This is a genomic window from Kaistella soli, from assembly GCF_019038595.1.
GTDB lineage: Bacteria > Bacteroidota > Bacteroidia > Flavobacteriales > Weeksellaceae > Kaistella > Kaistella soli.
The window spans coordinates 81,404-105,087 of sequence record NZ_JAHOPF010000002.1; the positions used below are offsets into that span (position 1 = coordinate 81,404).

20 protein-coding genes are annotated in these 23,684 nt (G+C 39.4%); 12 read left to right on the forward strand and 8 right to left on the reverse strand.

Going from position 1 to position 23,684, the window contains the following annotated elements; genetic code table 11:
- Positions 1–112 precede the first annotated feature (112 nt).
- Positions 113–1,291 (forward strand): hypothetical protein, encoded by a 1,179-nt coding sequence (locus KSK37_RS03510; RefSeq protein ID WP_217199494.1) that lies wholly within the window; start codon positions 113–115, stop codon positions 1,289–1,291.
- 89 nt (positions 1,292–1,380) lie between these two features.
- Here KSK37_RS03510 and KSK37_RS03515 read toward each other — a convergent pair whose 3' ends face one another.
- Both KSK37_RS03515 and atpD read right to left on the reverse strand, forming a co-directional pair.
- Positions 1,381–1,662 (reverse strand): FoF1 ATP synthase subunit delta/epsilon, encoded by a 282-nt coding sequence (locus tag KSK37_RS03515; RefSeq protein ID WP_088360284.1) that lies wholly within the window; start codon positions 1,660–1,662, stop codon positions 1,381–1,383.
- Positions 1,663–1,742: 80 nt separating this feature from the next.
- Positions 1,743–3,254, reverse strand: a complete 1,512-nt coding sequence (atpD, locus tag KSK37_RS03520) for a F0F1 ATP synthase subunit beta (protein WP_088360283.1) — start codon at positions 3,252–3,254, stop codon at positions 1,743–1,745.
- A 143-nt stretch (positions 3,255–3,397) separates the two neighbouring features.
- Between atpD and KSK37_RS03525 the strand changes: the two genes are divergently transcribed.
- Positions 3,398–4,318, forward strand: coding sequence for a bifunctional riboflavin kinase/FAD synthetase (locus KSK37_RS03525; RefSeq protein WP_217199497.1), 921 nt, complete (start codon positions 3,398–3,400; stop codon positions 4,316–4,318).
- 7 nt (positions 4,319–4,325) lie between these two features.
- On the opposite strand, the gene KSK37_RS03530 is transcribed toward KSK37_RS03525, so the two are convergent.
- Positions 4,326–4,682 (reverse strand): MmcQ/YjbR family DNA-binding protein, encoded by a 357-nt coding sequence (locus KSK37_RS03530; protein WP_217199499.1) that lies wholly within the window; start codon positions 4,680–4,682, stop codon positions 4,326–4,328.
- A 98-nt stretch (positions 4,683–4,780) separates the two neighbouring features.
- Between KSK37_RS03530 and KSK37_RS03535 the strand changes: the two genes are divergently transcribed.
- Entirely contained in the window at positions 4,781–5,440 is a 660-nt protein-coding gene (locus tag KSK37_RS03535; protein WP_088360428.1) for an NAD(P)H-binding protein, read from the forward strand.
- Between the two features lie 56 nt (positions 5,441–5,496).
- Here KSK37_RS03535 and frr read toward each other — a convergent pair whose 3' ends face one another.
- Both frr and pyrH read right to left on the reverse strand, forming a co-directional pair.
- Complete coding sequence (gene frr, locus KSK37_RS03540) at positions 5,497–6,051, reverse strand: ribosome recycling factor (RefSeq protein ID WP_088360281.1); 555 nt, start codon at positions 6,049–6,051, stop codon at positions 5,497–5,499.
- A gap of 145 nt (positions 6,052–6,196) precedes the next feature.
- A complete protein-coding gene (gene pyrH / locus KSK37_RS03545) occupies positions 6,197–6,904 on the reverse strand; it encodes a UMP kinase (protein WP_217199502.1) in 708 nt (235 codons plus the stop codon).
- A 134-nt stretch (positions 6,905–7,038) separates the two neighbouring features.
- Between pyrH and porQ the strand changes: the two genes are divergently transcribed.
- The 5 genes from porQ (at position 7,039) to KSK37_RS03570 (ending at position 10,155) form a co-directional block, all read left to right on the forward strand.
- Complete coding sequence (porQ, locus tag KSK37_RS03550) at positions 7,039–8,037, forward strand: type IX secretion system protein PorQ (RefSeq protein WP_217199504.1); 999 nt, start codon at positions 7,039–7,041, stop codon at positions 8,035–8,037.
- 71 nt (positions 8,038–8,108) lie between these two features.
- Complete coding sequence (gene cmk / locus KSK37_RS03555; protein WP_217199506.1) at positions 8,109–8,783, forward strand: (d)CMP kinase; 675 nt, start codon at positions 8,109–8,111, stop codon at positions 8,781–8,783.
- Positions 8,784–8,886: 103 nt separating this feature from the next.
- Positions 8,887–9,270 (forward strand): YtxH domain-containing protein, encoded by a 384-nt coding sequence (locus KSK37_RS03560; protein WP_217199508.1) that lies wholly within the window; start codon positions 8,887–8,889, stop codon positions 9,268–9,270.
- 75 nt (positions 9,271–9,345) lie between these two features.
- Positions 9,346–9,654 (forward strand): phage holin family protein, encoded by a 309-nt coding sequence (locus KSK37_RS03565; RefSeq protein WP_217199509.1) that lies wholly within the window; start codon positions 9,346–9,348, stop codon positions 9,652–9,654.
- 3 nt (positions 9,655–9,657) lie between these two features.
- Positions 9,658–10,155, forward strand: coding sequence for a phosphoribosyl-ATP pyrophosphatase (locus KSK37_RS03570; RefSeq protein WP_088360276.1), 498 nt, complete (start codon positions 9,658–9,660; stop codon positions 10,153–10,155).
- Positions 10,156–10,179: 24 nt separating this feature from the next.
- Here KSK37_RS03570 and KSK37_RS03575 read toward each other — a convergent pair whose 3' ends face one another.
- A complete protein-coding gene (locus tag KSK37_RS03575; protein WP_217199511.1) occupies positions 10,180–10,908 on the reverse strand; it encodes an RNA methyltransferase in 729 nt (242 codons plus the stop codon).
- On the opposite strand from KSK37_RS03575, the gene tamL reads away from it, so the two are divergent.
- Entirely contained in the window at positions 10,894–13,461 is a 2,568-nt protein-coding gene (gene tamL, locus KSK37_RS03580) for a translocation and assembly module lipoprotein TamL (protein ID WP_217199513.1), read from the forward strand. The two genes, KSK37_RS03575 and tamL, sit on opposite strands and share 15 nt — an antisense overlap.
- Positions 13,462–13,665: 204 nt before the next feature.
- Entirely contained in the window at positions 13,666–15,891 is a 2,226-nt protein-coding gene (locus tag KSK37_RS03585; RefSeq protein ID WP_217199515.1) for a M20/M25/M40 family metallo-hydrolase, read from the forward strand.
- A gap of 169 nt (positions 15,892–16,060) precedes the next feature.
- Here KSK37_RS03585 and cphA read toward each other — a convergent pair whose 3' ends face one another.
- Positions 16,061–18,691: a cyanophycin synthetase gene (gene cphA / locus KSK37_RS03590; protein WP_217199517.1), complete on the reverse strand. Its 2,631-nt coding sequence runs from the start codon at positions 18,689–18,691 to the stop codon at positions 16,061–16,063.
- Between the two features lie 203 nt (positions 18,692–18,894).
- On the opposite strand from cphA, the gene KSK37_RS03595 reads away from it, so the two are divergent.
- Both KSK37_RS03595 and KSK37_RS03600 read left to right on the forward strand, forming a co-directional pair.
- Positions 18,895–19,782 carry a cyanophycinase gene (locus KSK37_RS03595; RefSeq protein WP_217199519.1) on the forward strand — a complete coding sequence of 296 codons (888 nt, stop codon included), beginning with the start codon at positions 18,895–18,897 and terminating at the stop codon, positions 19,780–19,782.
- Between the two features lie 82 nt (positions 19,783–19,864).
- A complete protein-coding gene (locus KSK37_RS03600) occupies positions 19,865–20,707 on the forward strand; it encodes an isoaspartyl peptidase/L-asparaginase (RefSeq protein WP_217199520.1) in 843 nt (280 codons plus the stop codon).
- A 73-nt stretch (positions 20,708–20,780) separates the two neighbouring features.
- Here the strand turns inward: KSK37_RS03600 and ppdK are convergent, their stop codons facing one another.
- Complete coding sequence (gene ppdK, locus KSK37_RS03605) at positions 20,781–23,531, reverse strand: pyruvate, phosphate dikinase (protein WP_217199521.1); 2,751 nt, start codon at positions 23,529–23,531, stop codon at positions 20,781–20,783.
- Positions 23,532–23,684: the final 153 nt, after the last annotated feature.

Consider the following 23,684-nt stretch of genomic DNA (forward strand, 5'->3'; position numbering starts at 1 on the left):
ACAGTACGCTCCTGTTTTCTGTAGCAAAACTAGCTTTTCCGCCAGTTTTATTTTTTGCCCATTTTTGCCCAAATTATTTGTATATTGAACCCCTAAAATATTAATCTATAGCATGATTGAGAAATTAAGGAAGGAATTTGAAGAGATTTATTTCAGTGATATCTCAACAACAAAAGGCCTTGAAAAACTTTCAAAAAGAATCGGTGTATCGAAAAATTCATTAAGGAGGTTTCTCGGAAAACTTCGGGATGATACACAGCTTCGCATATCAACGCTCAATTTAATTGCCGAACGTTTAGGTTATAAAAATTTTCAGGACTTTTGTAATAATGAAGGACAGAGAAAAAATGTACTCGATTTTGAGCTGCTTGATATCTATTACGGCAGTGTAAAAGGACAGGGTACTACCGCAAATGAAACCCGTTTTCAGAATGCAAACTATTACTTTGCTAAAAAAATCATCTCAGACCCTTTTAATCTAAGGGAATTTGTCAAAAGGTTTGCGGAAAACGAGGAAGCGATGGAATATGTTTTGGTTTGGCATCCGTCTTACGAGAATATTGCCAATGAGAATTACCAGCTGGCTTTGCTTAAAATGGCCAGAACCACCACTAAATCTCACGCTAAGGTCTTTGCATATTCATTTATTTACTTTGGAAAATTTTTGTCGGAAACGCTTGATGAGGAAGAGGAAAAATATCTTTTGAGCCAGATTGAAAAATACGCGTTAAAAATGCGGAATGAATCGTCGGAATTTACTCATGTTGTGGAAGCCAGATATGCTATTGCAAAATGTATTTCCCTGTTTCGGGAAGGAAAATTAGCGGATAAAAGAAACAGCGCAGCGTTCATCAATATGATTACCCTTCGCAATACTTCAGGTGTCGCTTTGAATGACAGAATTGTCTACAGCATGTTTGTAACCAACATCCTTAATATTCTGCAGGAGTATGAAAGTGCAGATTTATGTTTCAGCGAAGATATCAGTGACAGAAAGCTGGAGCAGTTTGCTGTAGAAAACCCAACTTTAATTTCACATATCTTTGTGTACAGACTCAACAAAGCCATCACCAGGTTTTATCTGGGAAAGAAAGAAGAAGCAGCGAGAATTTTTGAACTTCTGCCAAGTGATATCAGCCAACTTAAGACCTATTCATTCGACAGTAAAATTTATTATGAATTAAAATATACCTATTTTGCCACCAAACTTTATCCGAAACGGGAAAATTTTGTGAAAAAATTTGATGAACTTGTAGGAAAGACCCAATTCACTTACCTTAAAAAAATATAGTCCCGAATTTTATTATCTTTAATTACAGTTCAATAAAAAAATCCCGTCTTTGAAAACAAAGACGGGATTTTATGATAATTAAGGTGCAATTATTCAGCGAGAATAATTCCTTTATTGTTGTTGAATTCAATAACGCCACTTTTCACTGTGAAAGAGAATACGCTGTCTTTTTCGTTTTCTTTCGTGAAATGTTTCTCATACTGCTCATCAATTTGGTTGGTAAAAACTCTTACTTTCCCACCGATTAATGATGCAACGATAGCGGCGTGATCTTTCATAATATGGAAATCGCCGTTTTTTCCGGGAAGCAAAACTGAATTTACCTCACCATCAAAAACTACAAATTCCGGAGTTAAGATTTTAATATTCATTTCTATTTAGATTTAAAGATTTCAGATTTCAGATTTCAGACAAAAAGTCTAGTGTCTGCTTTCTGATGTCTTGTGTCTAATTACGCGTTTTCCGCCAACATTTTTTCTCCAGCCTCGATAGCCTCTTCGATAGTTCCTTTCAGGTTGAAAGCAGCTTCAGGTAAGTGATCTAATTCACCGTCGATAATCATGTTGAATCCTTTGATGGTATCTTTAATATCAACCAATGCACCTTTCAGACCTGTAAACTGTTCTGCAACGTGGAAAGGCTGAGAAAGGAAACGCTGTACTTTTCTTGCACGGTAAACGGAAAGTTTGTCATCTTCTGAAAGTTCTTCCATACCAAGAATCGCGATGATATCCTGTAAAGCTTTGTATTTCTGAAGGATTTCCTTTACTCTCTGTGCACAGTCATAATGCTCATCACCTAAGATTTCAGGAGTAAGGATTCTTGAAGTTGAAGCCAATGGATCAACCGCAGGATAAATACCTAATGAAGCAATTTTTCTGTCCAATACTGTAGTTGCATCCAAGTGAGCAAATGTAGTAGCCGGAGCTGGATCCGTTAAATCATCCGCAGGTACGTAGATCGCCTGTACTGAAGTAATGGAACCGTTTTTAGTTGAAGTAATTCTTTCCTGCATCGCACCCATTTCAGATGCCAAAGTTGGCTGGTAACCTACCGCTGAAGGCATACGCCCAAGAAGTGCGGATACCTCAGAACCTGCCTGAGTAAAACGGAAGATATTATCAACGAAGAAAAGTACATCTCTTCCTTGTCCCTGTCCGTCACCGTCACGGAAATATTCCGCAATTGTAAGACCTGAAAGTGCAACACGTGCTCTTGCTCCAGGTGGCTCGTTCATCTGTCCGAAAACGAAAGTACATTTAGAGTCTTTCATTTCTTCCATATTCACTTTTGATAAATCCCAACCTCCATTTTCCATAGAGTGCATGAATTCGTCGCCATATTTAATAATGCCTGATTCAAGCATCTCTCTCAAAAGGTCATTTCCTTCTCTTGTTCTTTCACCTACACCGGCAAAAACAGAAAGTCCACCGTGACCTTTTGCAATATTGTTAATCAATTCCTGGATCAATACTGTTTTACCAACACCTGCTCCACCGAACAAACCAATTTTACCTCCTTTTGCATAAGGCTCTACAAGGTCAATTACTTTAATTCCTGTGAAAAGAATTTCAGCAGAAGTAGATAACTGATCAAATTTCGGTGCTTCTCTGTGGATCGGTAAACCGCCTGTCTCTTTTGAAACCTGCTGAATCCCGTCAATAGCATCTCCTACTACATTAAAAAGTCTTCCGTAAACACCTTCACCTGTAGGCATCGTAATCTGTCTGCCTTGTGAAATTACTTCCTGACCTCTCTGAAGACCGTCTGTTGCATCCATTGCGATACATCTTACTGAATCTTCGCCAATATGTTGTTCTACTTCAAGAATTACCTTGTTACCGTCAACTTTAGTAATTTCCAGTGCGTCATAAATTTTCGGAAGCTCTGCTGCATCTGTGAAAACTACGTCGATTACCGGACCGATAATTTGAGAAATTTTTCCTTTAATTTGGTTTGCCATTGCTAATTTTTTTCTTGAGTGCAAATATAATGAAACTTCCCAAATCTGCAATTGCTTAAAAAGAAGATTTTTATCATATTTGCACAGAATTTCTCCGGCTCATTAAAAACACGGCTGAGACCTTCTATTTTTAAATTATTCCATTGAAAATTACTAAGAATTTAAACGGATATCACTCGGAATCTCCCCTTTCTTTATCGATTGGTATTTTTGATGGTGTTCATATCGGTCACCAATCCATCATTAAAAAACTGAATACTATTGCCGCAAAAAAGAACCTGCAGTCTGCAATTCTGACTTTCTGGCCGCATCCGCGCACAGTTTTTAATCCGAACGACGATTTGAAATTTTTAAATACGATTGAAGAAAAAACCTATCTTCTTGAAAAAAACGGAATTCAGCATCTGTTTTTAAAGGAATTTGACGAGGAATTCAGGAATCTGACCGGTGAAGAATTTGTAAAGCAGATTCTGGTAGAAAAACTGAATGTGAAACATTTAATTATCGGTCACGATCATACTTTCGGGAAAAACAGAAGCGGCGATTTTAATTTATTACAGAAAATGTCTTCTGAATTCGGTTTTGAAGTTGAGCAGGTTGAAGCCGTAGATTTTCAAAGCAGACATATCAGCTCCACCCAAATCCGAAATGCTTTGACAGAAGGAAACGTAAAAGAAGCGAACGAAATGCTGGGTTATGTATATTCGGTTTCCGGAGAAGTGATTCACGGGAAGAAAATCGGCAGAACCATCGGCTATCCTACAGCAAATATTGCCGTTAATTCAATGAAACTTCTTCCTAAAAAAGGTGCTTATATTGTAGATGTTTTCGTGAACAGCCAGCATTTCAAAGGAATGTTAAGCATAGGCACCAATCCTACTGTTGATGGTAATTCTCTGAGTGTTGAAGTGTACATTCTCGATTTTAATGAAGATATTTACGGTAAAGAAATCTCAGTGAACTTCCGCGAATTTCTGCATGATGAAATAAAATTCGAAAGTCTGGAAAAACTCATTGAAAGACTGGATGAAGATCAAAGAATTACCGAAAACTTTCAGTTTTAATTAAATTTCATAACAAATTTAAAACCTCTTCCCTCTTCTTTTTAGTCAAGGAATTTAAGATTAAATCATAAGAAGAATCTATCAGTTTTAAAATTAAATCCCGTTTCAAACCTTCGCATAAAACCGAATTCCAGTGAGTTTTGTTCATATGATAAGCGCCGGTAATCTGCGGATGCTTTTCACGAAGTTCTTCGCTCCATTCCGGATCTGTTTTTACCGCAATGCTTAAAGGCTGTTTTTCCAGAGCCATCAGCAAAAACATCTTGCCTCCCACTTTCAGTACGAGGGTTTCTTTATCGAAGGGAAAAGTTTCCTCCACTCCTTTTTTAGCAAGACAGTAATCGAGAATTTCGTTGGCATCCATATAATATGAGTAATGTTTAGAAGTAATTTTCCGGTTATCCCACAAATTTAGTAATTTTAATGAAGCAAAATTATTGCTCAAAACTAATTCATGAAATTATGAAAGCACTTGTTATCGGCGCAACCGGCGCTACAGGAAAAGATTTGGTAAATAAGTTACTTGATGATAAAGATTATGAAAAAGTGGATGTTTTCGTGAGAAAGCCTTTGCCTATTGATAATCCAAAACTGAACATTCATATTGTCGATTTTGAAAAGCCTGAGGAATGGAAAGATTTGGTGAAAGGTGACGTGGCTTTTTCCTGTCTCGGAACCACTTTGAAAGCTGCCGGAAGCAAAGAAGCACAGCGGAAAGTAGATTATGATTACCAATATAATTTTGCAAAAACAGCTAAAGAAAATGAGGTTGACGACTATATTTTGGTTTCGTCCTATGGCGCAAATCCGAAATCAAAAATCTTTTATTCCCGCATGAAAGGCGAACTGGAGCAAAGTATCAAAGATCTGCATTTCAACAAAATCACTATTTTTCAGCCCGGAATGCTTGAAAGAAGAGACACCGAAAGAACCGGCGAAGTTCTTGGTGGTAAGATTATTAAATTTGCCAATAAATTCGGAATCTTTACCCAACAGAAACCTTTGCCGACCGACGTTCTTGCGCAGGCCATGATTAATTCATCAAAAATTAAATCCTACGGCTATTCCAAAATAAAACTCGGGAGTATTTTTGGATTTGCGAAAAAGAACAACGGGCAATAAACAAAAGAAGCCCTGGAAATTCAGGGCTTTTATATTTAAATAGAAATTTGAGTAGATTATACTTTCATAATTTCTGCTTCTTTCACTTTCAGATGTTCGTCACAGGTTTTGATGTACTGATCGGTAACTACCTGGATTTTTGCTTCAACATCTTTAATTAAATCTTCGGAAACGCCTTCCAGTTTTTTAAGCTCTTTCATTCCGTCCTGTCTTGCATTTCTTACGGTAATTTTCGTAGCATCAGCTTCAGTCTTCGCCGTTTTAGCCAGTTCACGTCTTCTTTCTTCTGTTAATGGCGGCACGTTCAGAATGATATTTTCACCGTTATTCATCGGTGCAAATCCAAGGTTTGAGTTGATGATGGCTTTTTCAATGGCTCCAATTGCAGTTCTGTCCCAGGGCTGAATGGAAATCGTCATCGCATCGGGCACCATTACGTTTGCAACCTGGTTAAGAGGTGTAGGTGCGCCGTAATATTCTACCATGACGTCCTGAACCATTGTTGTAGAAGCACGCCCGGCTCTGATTTTCTGAAAAGCATGATCCAAATGTTTGATGGCTGCATCCATTTCCTGCTTCACCATGTTCACAATAAGTTCTAAATCTTCCATAAATTTTAAGTTTCAAGGTTAAGTTTCAAACACTGATGTATCACTTTTTATTTGATGCTGCTTGTGAATAAACTGTTTAAATTATAATTTTAATGGTCCCGCAAGTTCGGGATTTTTTATTGATCTGAATTAAACTGCAATAAAGTTAAATATTAACCAATGTTCCTATCGTTTCCCCTTCTACAATTTTAAGAAGATTTCCTTCCTTATTCATATCAAAAACAATAATCGGCAATTTATTTTCATGGCTTAACGTAAATGCCGTCATATCCATTACTTTCAGTCCTTTTTCGAAAACTTCATCAAATGTTAATGAATTGAATTTTACTGCATCTTCATTAATTTCAGGATCCGAATCGTAGATACCGTCCACTCTTGTTCCCTTTAAAATTACATCTGCACCGATTTCAATAGCTCTTAAAGTTGCGGCGGTATCAGTTGTAAAATAAGGATTTCCTGTTCCAGCACCGAAAATCACAACTCTTCCTTTCTCCAGATGTCTTGTCGCTTTTCTTTTAATGAAAGGCTCTGCCACTTTATCCATTTCAATAGCGGACTGCAGACGCGTATAAATTCCGGCATCTTCCAGCGCGCCCTGCAAAGCCATACCGTTAATTACCGTTGCCAGCATTCCCATATAATCACCCTGAACTCTATCCATCCCTTTTGCAGCACCAGCCAACCCACGGAAAATATTTCCACCGCCAATCACAATCGCTACTTCACAGCCTTTATCTACTACTTTTTTTATTTCTGCAGCATAATCTTTCAGCCGGTCGTTATCTATTCCGTACTGTCGGTTTCCCATTAAAGCTTCGCCGCTGAGTTTGAGAAGAATTCGTTTGTATTCCATTTTTTTAATTATATTACTTTTTTGCACTGCAAATATAAGGAAACGCAAATAATTCCGTTAATAGATTTATATTTACAGAGAAATATTTTTGAAAAAAAATTAAAAAAATTATTTTTGCAAACATAAATACAGATTTGAAAAAAATTACCGTAGTCTCAGCACTTTTATTTTCCGTAATTTTTTATGCTCAGGAAGGGACCAACGTATATCCTTTTCTTAACATTCCGGTTTCGGCGCGGCAAGCTGCTTTAGGCGGTGATGCCATTTCTGTTCGCGATTATGACGTTAGTTTTGTAGGCGTGAATCCGGGTCTGATGAATATTGAACAGGACAGAATGATTGCCCTCAATTATTCTTCCTATCTCGCCGGTTCCCAATATGGTACAGTCAGTTTTGTAAAAGATTTAAATGAAGCGCACCTGATCTCGTTTAATGCGAGATACATGGATTACGGGAAAATGCCGAGAACCGATGAAAGCGCAAATATTGATGGCGAATTCGGCGCAATGGACGCCTCACTCGGCCTTGGTTACGCCTATCAGTTCGAAGAAAACTGGACGATTGGCGGAGGAGCAAATTTCGTTACCTCAAAAATTGATAATTACACCTCAATGGCCGTGGTTGGCAATGCAGGCATCACCTATTACAACAACCAAAGTAATGAAACAGTAGCATTGGTTTTCCGAAATTTCGGATATCAGTTTAAATCCTTTAACGGTCTGAGAGAAAATGTTGCTTTCCGGGTAGATCTGGGATACACCAAGATTTTAGATGAATTTCCTTTGGCCTTTACCATTACCGCACACGATTTACAGAAACTGAATATTTCACAGGATTATAACAATAACGGCCAGGAAATTGGCTGGACCAGAAAATTTGCAGACCATCTTTCCTTTGGAGCAGAGATATTCCCACAGCAGGCATTTAATATCCGTTTCGGGTATAATGTAAAACGCGGGAATGAACTTGCAGTGCTGGATCAGAGGAGTTTTGCAGGATTGTCTGCCGGTTTCGGAATTAAGATATCTTCTTTCCGATTCGATTATGCTCATGTAAGATACCACAATTCGTCAAACGTTAATATGTTTGGTCTTACCCTCGATCTGATCGAAGTAGGCGGAAACAGACGGTAAATTTCGTATTAAATTCCATTTTCCCTCTTTAACCGTTTCGCAAATTGAAAAAAAATGATGAAATTTGCGGGATGAGAAAACCCGTAATCGCCATCGACGGCTATTCATCCACCGGAAAAAGTTCAATCTCCAAAGTCATTGCCAAAAAACTCGGGCTTATCCATATGGATACCGGCGCACTTTACAGAGGAGTGACCTATTTCGCCATCCTTAAATGTCTCAATGAAAACGGGGAAATTAATCTGCAGCAGCTTTTCAGCACATTAGATGAGATCAAACTTGAGTTTAAAGAAGTTGATGACGAACTTATCCTTTTCCTGAACGGGAATGATATTTCCAAAGAAATACGGGGCAATCAGGTTTCGGCTCATGTAAGTTTAATTGCCTGCCAAAAGGAAGTAAGAGATTATCTGATGGAGACCCAGCGGTCTATTGCAGAAAAAGGCGGCGTAATTTTAGATGGACGGGATATCGGAACCGTAGTATTGCCTAATGCTGATTATAAATTCTTTCTTACCGCGAGCATTGATGAACGCACGAAAAGACGTTTCCTGGAGCTCAAGAGTTTAGGCATCGAAACTACCGAAGAAGAAGTAAAGCACAATCTGATCACCCGAGACAAAATTGACAGTGAAAGAGAAGTGGCACCATTAAAAAAAGCTGACGATGCCATTTTAATTGACAATTCTTCTTTAACCAAAAAAGAAACAATAGACTATATGATTTCGCTTATCAGCGATATTTAACAAAATTTTAAGAGTGCCACTTTTTTCTTTGGTATATAAATTGTAACTTTATGAGAGTTGAAAAACACAATTACAATATTATTAACTATTAAAAATTATTACGATGTCTAAAAAAGGAAATAATGCAGCAGGAGTATTAGCTGGTTTACTTGCAGGTGCTGCAGCAGGTGTAGTTTTAGGAATGCTTTATGCGCCTGAAGAAGGTAAGGAAACAAGAAGAAAAATTAAAACCAAAGCCAATGACCTGAAAGACCAGGCGGTTGATCAGTACGGTAAAGTTTCTGAGAAAGCCAGAGAGCAGTTCGAGGAAGTATCCGGTAAAGTAAAAGACCAGTACGGAAACATCTCTTCTCAGGTTAAAGAAACAGCTGATAAAGTAGTTTCTTCAGTAAAAGAAGGCTATGACAAATACAAAGATCAGGCTATTGCAACCACCACTGAAGTTGTAAAAGACGTAGAAAACGAATTGGGCGGATTGAAATCATAATTTCCGTTTTATTCTTCCAAATAAAAAGGAACTTTACATTTAAGTTCCTTTTTTTGTAACTTTAAAAAAAATATCATGCTGGACCTTGTTAAAGAATATGCATCAAAAAGAATCGATCTTCTGAAAATGGAAGCGGCAGAAAAATCCTCTGTTACTGCAGGAACTTTAACCTATATGGTGATCGCAGCGATTGCAGGATTATTCTTTATTGTTTTGCTCAATATCGGTCTCGGTTTTCTCATTGGTTCTTATCTGGGAAATTATGCATACGGCTTACTCATCATGTCAGGATTTTATCTGTTGATTCTCCTTATTGTGTTATTCTCGAGAAATGCCATTAAAAATAAGATAGCGGATAAGATTATTAAATCATTAAACGATTAAATTATGGGATCGAAATACAGCAGTCTGGAAGAACTCCGCAGAAAAAAAGCACTTCTTAAAAAAGAAGTTTCCGAAATGGAGGATTTAATCACTTTTGACAACACGAAAGAAAGCCTAAGCGCATTTACCAACGGTTTTACAGATAAATATCTGAAAGAAGAAATTCAGGCTGACGGCGAAAAAAAAGTATCACTTGATACCACCGAAATTGTAAAGGAGTTTTCCAGCAGTGTGAAAGACTCAGTACTGAACCGTCATTCTGTGTACGGCTTTGCCAAGAGCGATGCGGGAATGAGTTTGGTTGAAAATGCCTTAAAAATTGGTGCCGTTACTTTTGTCGGAAATTATGCCCGAAAAAGCCTCACCAATACAAGCTGGAAGAAAAGAATTATTGGATTGGCTTTAATTTATTTAGCGCCAATTGCTTTGAGATTTATTCGGAAAAAACTTGAAAACTACCAACGAAACCAAACAGCATCCAGTATGGAGCAACTGATATAATTTTAAACCGCTTTTTTAAGCGGTTTATTTTTTGGAAAAAATTTGTCCGAGGATAATTCCTGCAGCCATCGAAACATTTAAACTTTCTGTGGAACGTGATTTTCCGAAACGCGGAATGGTAATTTTTTCTGTCAGCAGATTTTCAATTTCCGGACGGATGCCGTTTCCTTCGTTACCGAGAACTAAATTAAATTTTTCGGGAAAACCGAATTCATAAAAATTCGTTCCATCCATATCAGTTCCGATAATGGCTGCATCTGAACTAGTGAGATACTCTTCAATATTCTGGTATACGACCTTCACCCGCAGAAACGAGCCCATACTCGCCTGAATTACTTTCGGATTGTACAAATCTACCGTATCTTCACTGCAGACAATCTGATCAATCCCAAACCAGTCGGCAAGTCTTATCATTGTTCCCAGATTTCCGGGATCCTGAATTCCATCTAAAACAAGCTGTGTACCAACATGTTCCGAAACCTCAGAATCTAAAAGTTCACAAACTGCTACAGAATCTTTGGGATGCTGTAAAAAACTTATCTTTTTTAGGTCATTTGGCGTAATTTCTGTTGCGTTTGCATCGTTAATACCTAATTCACCGGGATTTACAGAGAATATTTCACTGATTTTGTAGTGTGAAAAGGGTATTTCTTTAATCGTTTTATTACCTTCAACCAAAAACAAATTGTATTTTTGTCTGAACTTCTTTTTGTCTAAAGACTGTAAAATTTTTATTTTATGAGCCGTAAGCATGTATCAAAATATTTCCAAAAGTATTACTTATTTTTCGCTTCTGCAATTACTGTAGTTTTTCTCTACGCCTGCAGTACGACAAAAAAAGTCCCTGATAATGAATTTCTTTTAACGAAAAATTCTTTCAGATATGAAGACGGAAAAATACATGATGATGAAGTTCCTAATTATGTAAGTCAGAAACCCAATAAAAAACAGCTTTTTCTTTTCCCGATTGGGCTTTGGATGTATAACGCAACCAATCCGAAATACGACTCGATCCTAAATGAATACATGACTTATCCATCGGAAATGAGGGATCAGAAACTCCGGGATTCGCTTTTTATTAAATACAAACACCCTGAATATGTCGGTAAAAGTCTTTTCTACGAAAGATTTATGCATAATATTGGGCAGCCTCCTGTAATCCTTGATCAGGCAAAAACCCAGATCAGTGCCAATTCCATCCGGAAATTTTTCGTGTTTAAAGGATATTGGGACGCAGATGTGAAATTCAGTCATGATTTAGATTCTGCCGCAAAAAAAGCGAAGGTCAATTATTTGATTACTCATAAAGATCCTACCTATATCAGCGATTATTACTATAACATTCCGGATCCCGCGATTAAAAGTGTTTATGAAGAAGATTTATCTAAAAGCCTTGTAAAAGGCAAGGAAATTCTCGATCAGAGCGTTCTGGAAAAAGAAGTAAAGCGAATTAACGATCTGATGAAAGGCCGTGGATATTATAAGTTCAATAATTCTAATGAAGAAATTTATTTTACCGCCGATACTTTGCAAAGCAGGAAACAGGTTCCGCTTACGATGGATATTCATCGTGATTCTGCCGATTCTCCTTACCGTTTAACCACCATCGGTGACATCAAGATCCATTTTCTTGAGAAGTTATCAGACACCGTAGATACTGTAAAAGATTCCCTTTTAGGAATCAACTTTTATAAACTCGACGATCAGTATAAAACAATGGCTTTGTGGAGACCCATTATCCTCAAAAAAGGTGATATTTATAACCAGCGGAATCTCGATCTCACCAAGCGGAACATCACATCGATGAATAATTTCAATATTCTGAAATACAGTGAAATACTGCGTAAAGAAAATGACAGTATTCTGGATGTGAGCTATTACCTTTCACCACTTCCAAAATATGACCTTAAAATTGCAACGGATATTAATTACTCTCAAATTTTAAATTTCGGTGTTTCGCCGTCAGTTGATTTAACGACAAGAAATGTTTTTGGAGGCGCAGAAAACCTTACCACAAGTGTTGCCGGGATTTTCGGCTCCGTCGTGAATACTAAAGATCCTTCCAAAAGAAGTCTGGCCTACGAAATATCTACCCAAGCCTCATTAAATTTTCCGAGGCTGTTTTTACCTTTCAAAACCTGGAAAGTGATACCTAAGCGGTACTCTCCTACTTCTTCTATTGTTTTGGGTGCATCTAAGCAAAACAATATCGGTTTGGGCAGAATCGGTTTTAATGCAGGATTAAACTATTTCGCGAATGTTAATGATATTGTGTCACACCGACTTACATTGTTTAACACACAGTTGAGTTTTACCCGGAATAAAGACCGTTATTACGACTTTTTTCCTGCGGATCAGGCCGTTAGAGACAACATTTTCGCCGCTTATTCTCCTGCTTTAAATCAGGAATTTCTTAACGGGCAGATCAGTTCAGACGATTTGTCTTCCATGATTGTCAATGACACCAATTATCAGAATAGTCTTTCGGGAGATGACCTGTCTCTTTTCAATACATTCAGGCAGACTTTGATTAATAAAGACCGGCAGACCCAGGATGTTCTAATTTCCTCTATGATTTATAACTTTATTTATAATGAAATCGGAAAGAAAGACCGTCCCAATCCGTTTTACCTGAATGCTAAATTCGAACTGGCAGGAAATGTTTTCAGCCTGTTCAACAACAGGGAGAGAGAAGCGGGTGTAGTTTCAGGAACCACGCAGAAAATTCTCAATATTCCGTACTCGCAGTTTGCTAAATTCGATTTTGACGTAAGAAAATATTTTACGTTTTTTAATAACAAACACACCTTGGCAGTACGGCAGTTTGTCGGTGTCGGTATTCCTTACGGAAATTCTTCTACCATGCCTTTCGTGAGGTCTTATTTTAACGGCGGCTCCAATGACATCAGAGCATGGCGAGTTTTCGGAGGTTTGGGACCTGCAGATTCGCAGCTTGATGAAAAAGTGCGTTCTTACATTATGGATAATGTAAAGCTTACAACTAATATTGAATACCGCATGCCTTTTACGAATATGTTCGAAGGAGCAGCATTTGTTGATGCAGGAAATATCTGGAGTTTAAAAGACAATGGATTCGGTGATGAATTCAAATTCAACAAATTCCTCTCTCAAATGGGCGTAGGAACAGGACTTGGAGTGAGAATTAATATTGCTTATATCACTTTGAGATTAGACGCGGCCTACAAAGTTTATGATCCTAACAAACCTGTTGGAGACCGGTGGGTGATCCAAAAATGGCAGCCTTTGAAACCAGTTCTTAATTTTGCTTTCGGTTATCCTTTTTAAACATAGAAAGGTTTAGGCTTGGTAAAGGAGATCTGTCATTCCGTATACAGTAAAAGCTTTTTGGAGACACGGCTTGTTTCAGCAACGATAATAAAGTAGATTTCGTTTCTTTGATAAAGTCACTACATAATTATTTACTATTTAAAAATGCCAGAAATTCTTTTGGCATTTTTTATTATATTTGATATCAATCAATTACATTCTATGAATTTTCCAAAATCGGTCGCAACGCTTGCTTTTCTGAGTTTATCAGCTTTAATTTTTTCCCAGGAAAGAAACCTTAGAAATATTCAGAAACTCACTTTTGGCGGTGATAATGCTGAAGCTTATTTTTCACCCGACGGTAAAAAACTTACCCTACAGGTCACCAATCCGGAAATCGGTGCACACTGCGACCAGATTTATCTTCTTGATTTATCCAAAAAGAACATCGGCACTAAAGATCTTCAGCTGGTTTCTACAGGTGACGGGAGAACAACTTGTTCTTTTTTTATGCCCGACGGAAAGCATATTCTCTATGCTTCGACGCATGAAGCTAAAAAAGAATGTCCTGCGAAACCAAAACCCAGAACGGACGGAAAATATCTTTGGCCGGTATATGCGGAATTTGATATTTATGTAGCTGATTTAAATGGAAAAATCACTAAAAAATTAACCGATGCTCCCGGCTATGATGCGGAAGCGGTAGTTTCACCGGATGGTAAATACATTGTTTTCACTTCTACGCGAAGTGGCGATCTGGAACTATGGAGAATGGATATTGACGGAAAAAATCTGAAACAGCTTACTTTCGGATTGGGGTATGACGGCGGAGCTTTTTTCTCACATGATTCCAAAAAACTGGTTTTCCGCTCATCCAGACCAACGACTGAAAAAGACGTGAAAGAATATAAGGAGCTTTTGGCTGAAAATCTTGTTGCTCCTACCAACATGGAAATCTACACCATGAATATTGACGGTACCGGTTTAAAGCAGGTTACGAAGCTTGGGAAGGCAAACTGGTCTCCTTATTTTCATCCTTCAGACAAAAAAATTCTGTTTTCCTCTAATCATCACTCCACAAAAGGTTACGATTTCCAGATTTACTCCATTGATCTTGACGGAAATAATCTTCAGCAGATTACCTATGAAAGCGAGTTCAATGCCTTTCCAATGTTTTCGCATGACGGAAATAAACTGGTTTTTTCCAGCAACCGTCAAGGCGCAAAGGCGCACGAAACCAATGTGTTTGTCGCGGATTGGGTGGAAAGGGATTCTAATGAAAATGTTTCAGAACAGAACCTTAAAAACACGGTTTCCTATTTGGCTTCAGATGAACTCAAAGGCCGCTTAAGCGGAAGTGAGGGCGAAAAGAAAGCTTCAGAATTTATTGCAAATGAATTCAGAAAACTTAATCTTAAACCGTTTGAAGGCAAAAATTACATTCAGAATTTCAATTATGCGGTAAAACTGAATCCGCATGAGGAAAGCTCGTCCGTAAATATCAATGCGCGAAACGTGATTGGGTATTTAGACAATAAAGCTTCCAAAACCATTGTTATCGGTGCTCATTATGATCATTTGGGTATGAACGAACATCACAACTCCACGCTGATGAATTCCGAAGGACAGATCCATAACGGAGCTGACGATAATGCTTCCGGCGTTTCCTCAGTGATGGAGCTTGCAAGAATGTTCAGCCAAAATAAAACAAAAGAAAAAGTAAACTATGTTTTCGCATTGTTTTCCGGTGAAGAAGACGGTTTGATGGGATCAAAAAAATTCGCTGACGAAGTGAAAACTAAATATCCGGATGTTGTTTCGATGATTAATCTTGATATGATCGGCAGATTAAATAAAGACAAAGATTTAACGGTAGGCGGTGTAGGAACTTCCCCAGTTTTCGGAGAAATGATCCCGAAGTATAAGCCTGCTGGCTTTAATCTCGCGATTGACAGTTCCGGCGTTGGTCCGTCAGATCACACCAGTTTTTATTTGAAAGATATTCCTGTCTTATTCTTATTTACCGGCACTCACAGCGATTATCACAAACCGACTGATGACACCGATAAAATTAATTTTACTGGTTTAAAAAACATCACCAATTATGTTTTCAATTTAGCAAACGGACTGGCTTATACCGATAATATTCCTTTTACCAAAACAAAAATTTCCCAAAGCAAAGCCATTCCAAAGTATAAAGTTACTCTTGGAATAATGCCGAGTTATGCAGATACCAAAGACGGGCTCCATATTGACGGCGTCACCGAAAAGCGTCCCGCTGATCTGGCAGGAATAAAATCCGGCGACATCCTGATTAAAATTGGTAAATGTGAGGTGAAAGAAGTTTATAGTTATATGGATTGCCTCGCTAAAGTAAATTCCGGGGATGAACTTCCTGTAACAGTAACCAGAGACGGCAAAGAAATGACGGTGAATGTGAAGTTTTAATTCTTTCCCAAAAAAGGGATAATTAGAATTCAGAGTTGTCACAAAATGGTTTTCAAAAATTTTTTCCAAGATATTTTTAAGAATATCAAAAATAATCCCCGACACTTTTGGTATCGGGGAAATATTTGTAAAGACTTCTGAATAGTTCTCTTAACTAAATTATAGCGTCCTAAGAATTTTTCCCGTCATCCAGAATTTCTTTATGCTGGTATTCCTGCACCAGATCAATCGCATTGGAAATCACATCGCTTAGAGCCGTGATAAAGGTGTTTTCTTCTGCAAGACTCATAGCGTGTTTCAGGGCGTCGATTTCTTTAGGAATGATCTCGTAGCTCAGATCTCTGCCCGAACTTTGAATTCCGGAAATGACCAGTCCGTTGATCTCATCCTCGGTTCTTCCGCGAAGATGCTTTTCGTTGCGGATAATGATATGGTCGAACATTCTGCCCGCAATCTTTCCGCACTCTCTGATGTCTTCGTCACGACGATCCCCTACGCCGGAAATGATTCCGATTTTCTTGGGAGAATCAATATTTTTGAGATAATCTTCAATGGCTTCATAACCTGCCGGATTATGGGCAAAATCAATCAGTACCTTGAATTTTTTAAACTTGAAAACATTCAGTCTTCCGGGCATCAGCGCAGGACTTGGAATGAAAGTCCTCAATGAATTCGCGATGTCTTCGATCTCGAAGCCATAAAGATAAGCCGCCAAACTGGCTGCCAAAACGTTCGCGATCATAAATTTGGCCTTGCCTTCCATCGTAATCGGCACATTATGAGCTTTTACGATACGGATCTTCCAGTCGCCTTTTTTAATGGTGATAAAACCTTCTTCGTAAACGCAGGTAATTTTTCCTTCCTTGGCGAACTTAGTAACATGAGGATTATTTTCGTCCATACTGAATAAAGCCACTTTAGAATCCAAATCGGACATTAATCTCATCGAATAGTCGTCATCAGCATTCAGGACGCTCCAGCCTCCTTTTTTCACGGAGTCCAGCACTACCCTTTTAACCTTGGTTAAATCTTTTAGGTTGTGGATATCGCTTAGGCCAAGATGATCTTCTTTGATATTGGTTAATACCCCGATGTCGCAATGGGTAAATCCTAAACCCGAACGCAGGATCCCGCCGCGGGCAGTTTCCAGCACTGCAAACTCAACGGTAGGATCTTTGAGAATAAATTCAGCAGATATAGGACCTGTAGTATCGCCTTTTGTCAGCATCGTGTTCTGGATATAAATTCCGTCAGAAGTGGTAAATCCTACACGGTAACCGTTGTTTTTAACAATATGTGCAATAAGTCTTGTTGTAGTTGTTTTACCGTTGGTGCCGGTGACCGCAATGATGGGAATTCTGAATGCTTTTCCCTGCGGATACAGCATATCAACTACTGGAGCTGCAACATTTCTCGGAAGCCCTTCACTGGGTGCAAGATGCATCCTGAATCCTGGTGCTGCGTTAACTTCCAGTATGGCTCCGCCGCTTTCCTTGAGCGGCTGCGTAAGGTTTTCAGCCATGATATCGACGCCGCAAACATCGAGGCCGATGATCTTTGATATTCTTTCGCACATGGTAACATTCTCAGGGTGAATCATATCGGTTACATCGATGGAAGTTCCGCCTGTGGAGAGGTTTGCAGTAGATTTCAGGTAGACAATTTCCCCTTTCTGAGGTACTGTTTCCAAAGTATAATGTAATTTTTCAAGAAGCTCGTTGGTATCTTTGTCCACTAAAATTTCGGTAAGCACATTTTCATGTCCGTATCCCCTCCGCGGATCAAGATTTTCTTTGTCGATGAGCTGCTGAATATTCATCTCTCCGTCTCCTACAATATGTGCGGGAACCCTTCTTGCCGCAGCTACCATTTTGTGATTGATGACCAAAACCCTGAAATCATATCCGGTAATGTATTTTTCAACAATTACTCTGTGGGAATAGTTTTGAGCATGCTTCAGACCTGCAATTGCCGCTTCCAGATCATTTACATTGATTGACGATCCTTTACCGTGATTTCCGTCCAGAGGTTTCAGAACAATTGGATAACCTATTTTAGCGATTACTTTTTCCAGTTCTTCAGGTTCAGTAACCAAATCTCCTGACGGTACCGGAATGGCTGCTTCATCCAGCATTTTTTTTGTAAGCTCTTTATTGCAGGCAATATCCACCGCAATGGAACTTGTTTTCCCGGTAATGGTTGCCTGAAAACGCTGCTGGTTAACGCCATATCCCAGCTGTACCAAAGAATTTCTTCCTAATCGGATCCAGGGAATGTTTCTCGCAACCGCTTCTTCCACAATACTTCCGGTAGATGGTCCCAGACGCTCTCTTTCGCGGATAACTTTCAACTGCTGAATACATCCGTCGATATCATACTCCCGTGCTTCAATCAGGCAGTTCGCAATTTCAACGGACTGTTCCGCCGCATAAATACCTGAGTTTTCCTCCAGATAACTGAAAACGACATTATAAATACCAGAGGTTTTTGTTTCGCGGGTTCTTCCGAAACCGGTATCCATCCCCGCAAGGGTTTGAATTTCCAGCGCGATATGTTCAATGACGTGGCCCATCCAAGTGCCCATTTCCACTCTCTGAAAAAAACCGCCTTCCACGCCTTCAGAACAGCGGTGGGTAATAAGTGAGGGAATCAACTGCTCCAGCCTTTCACGGAAACCTGCTATTTTATTGGTCGGCAGGTGTTCCAACTCCTCTAAATTGAGTCTCATCTGAATGAGTTTTTTTCTCCTGATGCTCCAAATATTGGGGCCCCTTAAAACCTGTATTTTTTCAATTTTCATAGTATGATTCTGTGATGTTAGTGGTGGTATTTTTTCGGAACGAAAATCAAAGATAAAAGAAAAGCTTAATAATTGGTATTTTTTTTAGAAAAAATAAAACGGAAACCGAGACAAACAGAACACTTACTGTCTATAGTTTTCATTATTTTTTCTTATTGAAGTTGAAGGTCAGGATATTATTAATTTTTTTAAATTTGCAAGCTATGAAAGCAGTGGGAAAATTAATGATTATCGGCGGAGCCGTTAACAAAGGCAGTTTTGCAGAAACCGAATACGACCAGAATGTAGAGAAAAACCTTAATTTTTTTGAAAGAGGAATTCTGAGGAAAATCATCGACGAATCCCGCCTCAAAGAAAATTCAGTGATTGAAATTATCACTACTGCTTCCCAAATTCCCCAGATTGTAGGCCCGGAATATAAAAAGGCTTTTGAATTTTTAGGTTCTAAAACCGTGAATATTTTAGATATCCAAAACCGTGAGCAGGCGAACAGCGATGCGATGGTTGCAAGAGCCAACGCTGCCGATGTGGTACTGTTTACGGGCGGCGATCAGCTGAGACTTACGTCCATCCTTGGAGGCACGCGCTTTCATGATGCGATCCTTCTTAAATATCAGGAACAGGATTTCATCTATGCTGGAACTTCCGCAGGCGCTGCCGCAGCTTCTGAAAACATGATCTATCAGGGTTCCAGCAGTGAGGCTTTGCTGAAAGGTGAAATTAAAACAACACAGGGATTAGGTTTTATTGAGAATGTTATTGTCGACACCCATTTTGTGCAGCGCGGAAGAATCGGAAGACTTTTTCAGGCTGTCGTCAACAACCCACGTACTTTAGGCATTGGTCTTGGTGAAGATACCGGGCTTTTTATTCATGGAGATACCATGACGGCGATTGGTTCCGGACTTGTTATTTTGGTGGACGGCAGATTTATTAAAGATACCAACTTAACCAATATTAATCTGGGACAGCCCATTTCTATCGATAATTTAATTGTTCATGTAATGTCACAGAATGATTTTTACGATTTGAAAACTAAGAATTTAACTATTGTGAACTCGCAGTATCATCCGATTCCGCAGGCTCAATAAAACGTCTGTTTGAACCATCAAAACACTTTGGTTCATTAGGATAAAAATTGATTTACGAATTACCTTACCTTAAACCCAGCAAATGAAATTAATCATCCACGGCGGATTTTTTTCCGAAAGCGACCAAAGCCACGAAGTGAAAACGGCCAAGCAAAATTCCCTGAAAGAAATTGCAGCCAAATCCTTTGACTTTCTTAAAAACCATTCCGCAGAAGAAACCGTGGTTTACGCTGTTTCTTTGCTGGAAGATGACGCGCTTTTCAATGCCGGAACAGGTTCTCAAATCCAGAGTGACGGAAAAATAAGAATGAGTGCTTCTCTGATGAACGGACAGAATCAGAAATTCTCCGGTGTTATCAATATAGAAAATGTAAAAAACCCGATCGAGGTTGCGCAGATTCTGATGAAAGAAGATGACCGTGTTCTAGGTGGAAACGGTGCAAAGATTTATGCATCAGAAAACGGTTTCGAAGATTTTTCTACTGAAATTCCACAACGGAGAAAGGAATATGAAGAAAAACTGAAGAACGGCGGAAAAGGCACGGTTGGCTGTGTTGCTCTGGACCAATACGGGAAACTAGCTGCAGCAACCTCGACCGGCGGAAAAGGTTTTGAGATCGTGGGAAGGATTTCAGATTCTGCCACCGTAGCCGGCAATTATGGCAATCAGCACTGCGCTGTAAGCTGTACCGGAGTTGGTGAAGACATTGTAAGCAATGCCACTGCCGCGAAAATTGTAACGCGCGTAACCGATGGAATGAGTATTAAAGACGCCTTTCAGCGGACTTTTCTGGAATTAAAGGAGATTGACGGTTTCGCCGGAGCCATCGCCATTGACCAAAACGGGAATATCTTTCATCAGGATTCACATCCCACTATGGTTTTTGCCAGCTACGACGGAGAGCAATTCGAAATATTTGAATAGTATTATTCATCATTCAAAAGAAACGGTCCCTAAATTTTCGGGACCGGTTTCTTTTTATAATACTATAATTGATTTATTTCTCTTCAATCGCGGCCTGCGCTGCAGCCAGTCTTGCAATCGGAACGCGGAAAGGAGAACAGCTCACATAATCTAGCCCCAGTTTATGGCAGAATTTCACTGATTCCGGATCGCCGCCGTGTTCACCACAGATTCCTACTTTCAGTTTCGGTTTTACGGAACGTCCTTTTTCCACACCAATTTTAATCAGTTCGCCCACTCCTGTCTGATCGATGGAAACAAACGGATCCTCAGGAAGCAGTTTCAGTTCCAGATATTTTGGCAGAAATCCGCCGATATCGTCGCGTGAAAAGCCAAATGACATTTGGGTAAGGTCATTGGTTCCGAAACTGAAGAAATCGGCAACAGCAGCCATAGAATCACCTTTGAGTGCTGCTCTTGGAGTTTCGATCATGGTTCCGTAGAGGTAAGGAATGTTTTTAAGTTTCATTGCTTCACAAACTTCAGCATATACTTTATCCACAATCGCTTTCTGATGACTCAGCTCGTGACGGCCCATCACAACAGGAATCATAATTTCCGGCAATGCTTTTTTTCCGTCTTTCTGAAGTTCAGCAGCAGATTCCAATATCGCGCGGACCTGCATTTCGGTGATTTCCGGATAGGAAACTCCCAAACGGACGCCGCGGTGACCCAACATTGGATTATTCTCATGAAGGGCAAGAATTCTTCGGTTCAGCACGCTCATTCTTACGCCCAATTCTTTGCTGAGTTCCTGCAGTTTTTCTTTGTCATGTGGAACGAATTCATGCAATGGCGGATCCAAAAGGCGGATGGTGACAGGATTTCCGTTCATCACTTCCAAAGTAGCTTTGATGTCTTTCTTTACAAATTTAAATAGTTCGCTTAGAGCAGATTTACGCTCTTTTTCGGTGGTGCTCATGATCATTTTTCGGAGCAGGAATAAAGGTTTTTCACTTCCTTCCCCATAAAACATGTGTTCTGTTCTGAACAATCCGATTCCTTCAGCGCCAAAATATGCAGCCTGCTGAGCGTCTTTCGGTGTATCAGCATTGGTTCTTACGCCTAATTTTTTGGCTTTATCCACTAAAGTCATCAGGGATTTATAGGAAGTGTTTTTATTTAAATCGGTATTGGAAAGTTCGAGGACGCCTTCATAAGCAAGACCTTTGGTTCCGTTTAAAGTCAGCCATTCCCCTTCATGGATTTTTCTGCCGTCTTTGGTAAGAAAGTATTTTTCTTTTTCGAAGATTTCGATGTCATTACAGCCAACGATACAGCATTTCCCCCAACCTCTGGCGACGAGAGCTGCATGCGAAGTCATTCCTCCTTTTGTGGTTAAAATCGCCTGTGATTTGTGCATGCCGTCCACATCTTCAGGAGAAGTTTCTTCCCGGACGAGGATTACTTTTTCTCCTTTTAATCCCCATTCAACAGCGTCTTCGGAGGAAAAAATCACTCTTCCGACTGCACCGCCCGGACCAGCCGGAAGTCCTTTTGCAATGGGTTTGTTTTTCTTTTCTTCTTCAGGATCGATCATTGGAAGCAAAAGCTCAATGAGCTGATTGGGACCCACGCGCATTACGGCGGTATCGGCATCAATCAGTTTTTCGCGGTACATATCAGCCGCCATTTTCACCGCTGCAACGCCGTTTCTTTTTCCTACCCTGCACTGCAGCATATAGAGTTTCCCTTTTTCAATGGTAAATTCAATATCCTGCATGTCTTTATAATGGGTTTCCAGGCGTTTCTGAATTTCATCCAGTTCTTTATACTGCTGAGGCATGAATTTTTCTAAAGTGGTTAAATCTTTAGAATGATCGTTTTTAGAAGAATTATTGATTGGTGCGGGAGTCCGGATTCCTGCTACCACATCTTCACCCTGAGCATTCACTAGATATTCGCCATAGAAATGATTGTCACCGTTTCCGGGATTACGCGTAAAAGCTACACCAGTACAGCTGTCGTCGCCCATATTTCCGAAAACCATTGCCTGCACATTCACGGCAGTTCCCCATGCGTCAGGAATTCTTTCGATTTTACGGTATTCGATAGCACGTTTCCCGTTCCACGATGCGAATACAGCGCCGATACCGCCCATCATCTGATCCCATGGATTTTCAGGAAATACTACTTTCAAATGTTTTTTGGTTAAGGCTTTAAATTCTTTGACCAGTTTTTTCAAATCTTCAGCAGAAAGTTCAGTATCCAGCTCTACGCCTTTTTCTTTTTTCATCTCGCCAAGACGTTCATCCATAATTTTCCGGATGCCTTTTCCTTTAGCGGGTTCCATTCCGCCTGCTTTTTCAATCACCACATCTGCATACATCATAACCAATCTTCTGTAGGCATCGTAAGCAAATCTTTCGTCACCTGTAACCGCAATCAATCCTTTAACCGTTTCATCATTTAAACCGATGTTCAGAACGGTATCCATCATTCCCGGCATTGATCTTCGCGCTCCGGATCTTACGGACATCAGCAGCGGATCCTTGATATCACCGAATTTTTTGCCCATCAGTTTTTCAACTTCGGCCAAGGCATCTTTTATCTGTTTTTCTAAATCGGCGGGATAAGTCTTCTGGTTGTCGTAAAAATAAGTGCAGACTTCAGTAGTTACCGTAAAACCGGGCGGAACCGGAAGTTTAAGGTTTTTGTGTCCAGCCATTTCTGCGAGATTGGCTCCTTTTCCTCCAAGAAGATTTTTCATGGATTCGTTTCCGTCTGCTTTTCCTCCTCCGAAGGAATACACATACTTTTCTGCTTTCTTTTCTTTACTGGTCATCGTATGTTGATTTTAATTATTTGCTCTGAAAAGACAAGTAAATTTACTGCGAACTGTATTTTTAAAACGTATTAAAAAAATGATAAATGTTAAAATTGACAAATATCATATCCACTCATTTTACATCAACATTTGAAAGCGGACTTTATTTAT

Excerpts from the sequence above, each read along its gene's own strand:
- atpD (WP_088360283.1), bottom strand. The coding sequence starts at position 3,254 with ATGGCAAACCAAATTAAAGGAAAAATTTCTCAAATTATCGGTCCGGTA.
- KSK37_RS03530 (WP_217199499.1), bottom strand. The coding sequence starts at position 4,682 with ATGGATGCCAACGAAATTCTCGATTACTGTCTTGCTAAAAAAGGAGTG.
- KSK37_RS03600 (WP_217199520.1), top strand. The coding sequence starts at position 19,865 with ATGAAATTAATCATCCACGGCGGATTTTTTTCCGAAAGCGACCAAAGC.
- ppdK (WP_217199521.1), bottom strand. The coding sequence starts at position 23,531 with ATGACCAGTAAAGAAAAGAAAGCAGAAAAGTATGTGTATTCCTTCGGA.
- KSK37_RS03570 (WP_088360276.1), top strand. The coding sequence starts at position 9,658 with ATGGGATCGAAATACAGCAGTCTGGAAGAACTCCGCAGAAAAAAAGCA.
- cmk (WP_217199506.1), top strand. The coding sequence starts at position 8,109 with ATGAGAAAACCCGTAATCGCCATCGACGGCTATTCATCCACCGGAAAA.
- KSK37_RS03510 (WP_217199494.1), top strand. The coding sequence starts at position 113 with ATGATTGAGAAATTAAGGAAGGAATTTGAAGAGATTTATTTCAGTGAT.
- KSK37_RS03535 (WP_088360428.1), top strand. The coding sequence starts at position 4,781 with ATGAAAGCACTTGTTATCGGCGCAACCGGCGCTACAGGAAAAGATTTG.
- cphA (WP_217199517.1), bottom strand. The coding sequence starts at position 18,691 with ATGAAAATTGAAAAAATACAGGTTTTAAGGGGCCCCAATATTTGGAGC.
- frr (WP_088360281.1), bottom strand. The coding sequence starts at position 6,051 with ATGGAAGATTTAGAACTTATTGTGAACATGGTGAAGCAGGAAATGGAT.
- KSK37_RS03595 (WP_217199519.1), top strand. The coding sequence starts at position 18,895 with ATGAAAGCAGTGGGAAAATTAATGATTATCGGCGGAGCCGTTAACAAA.
- KSK37_RS03560 (WP_217199508.1), top strand. The coding sequence starts at position 8,887 with ATGTCTAAAAAAGGAAATAATGCAGCAGGAGTATTAGCTGGTTTACTT.
- tamL (WP_217199513.1), top strand. The coding sequence starts at position 10,894 with ATGAGCCGTAAGCATGTATCAAAATATTTCCAAAAGTATTACTTATTT.
- KSK37_RS03585 (WP_217199515.1), top strand. The coding sequence starts at position 13,666 with ATGAATTTTCCAAAATCGGTCGCAACGCTTGCTTTTCTGAGTTTATCA.
- KSK37_RS03575 (WP_217199511.1), bottom strand. The coding sequence starts at position 10,908 with ATGCTTACGGCTCATAAAATAAAAATTTTACAGTCTTTAGACAAAAAG.
- KSK37_RS03565 (WP_217199509.1), top strand. The coding sequence starts at position 9,346 with ATGCTGGACCTTGTTAAAGAATATGCATCAAAAAGAATCGATCTTCTG.
- KSK37_RS03515 (WP_088360284.1), bottom strand. The coding sequence starts at position 1,662 with ATGAATATTAAAATCTTAACTCCGGAATTTGTAGTTTTTGATGGTGAG.
- pyrH (WP_217199502.1), bottom strand. The coding sequence starts at position 6,904 with ATGGAATACAAACGAATTCTTCTCAAACTCAGCGGCGAAGCTTTAATG.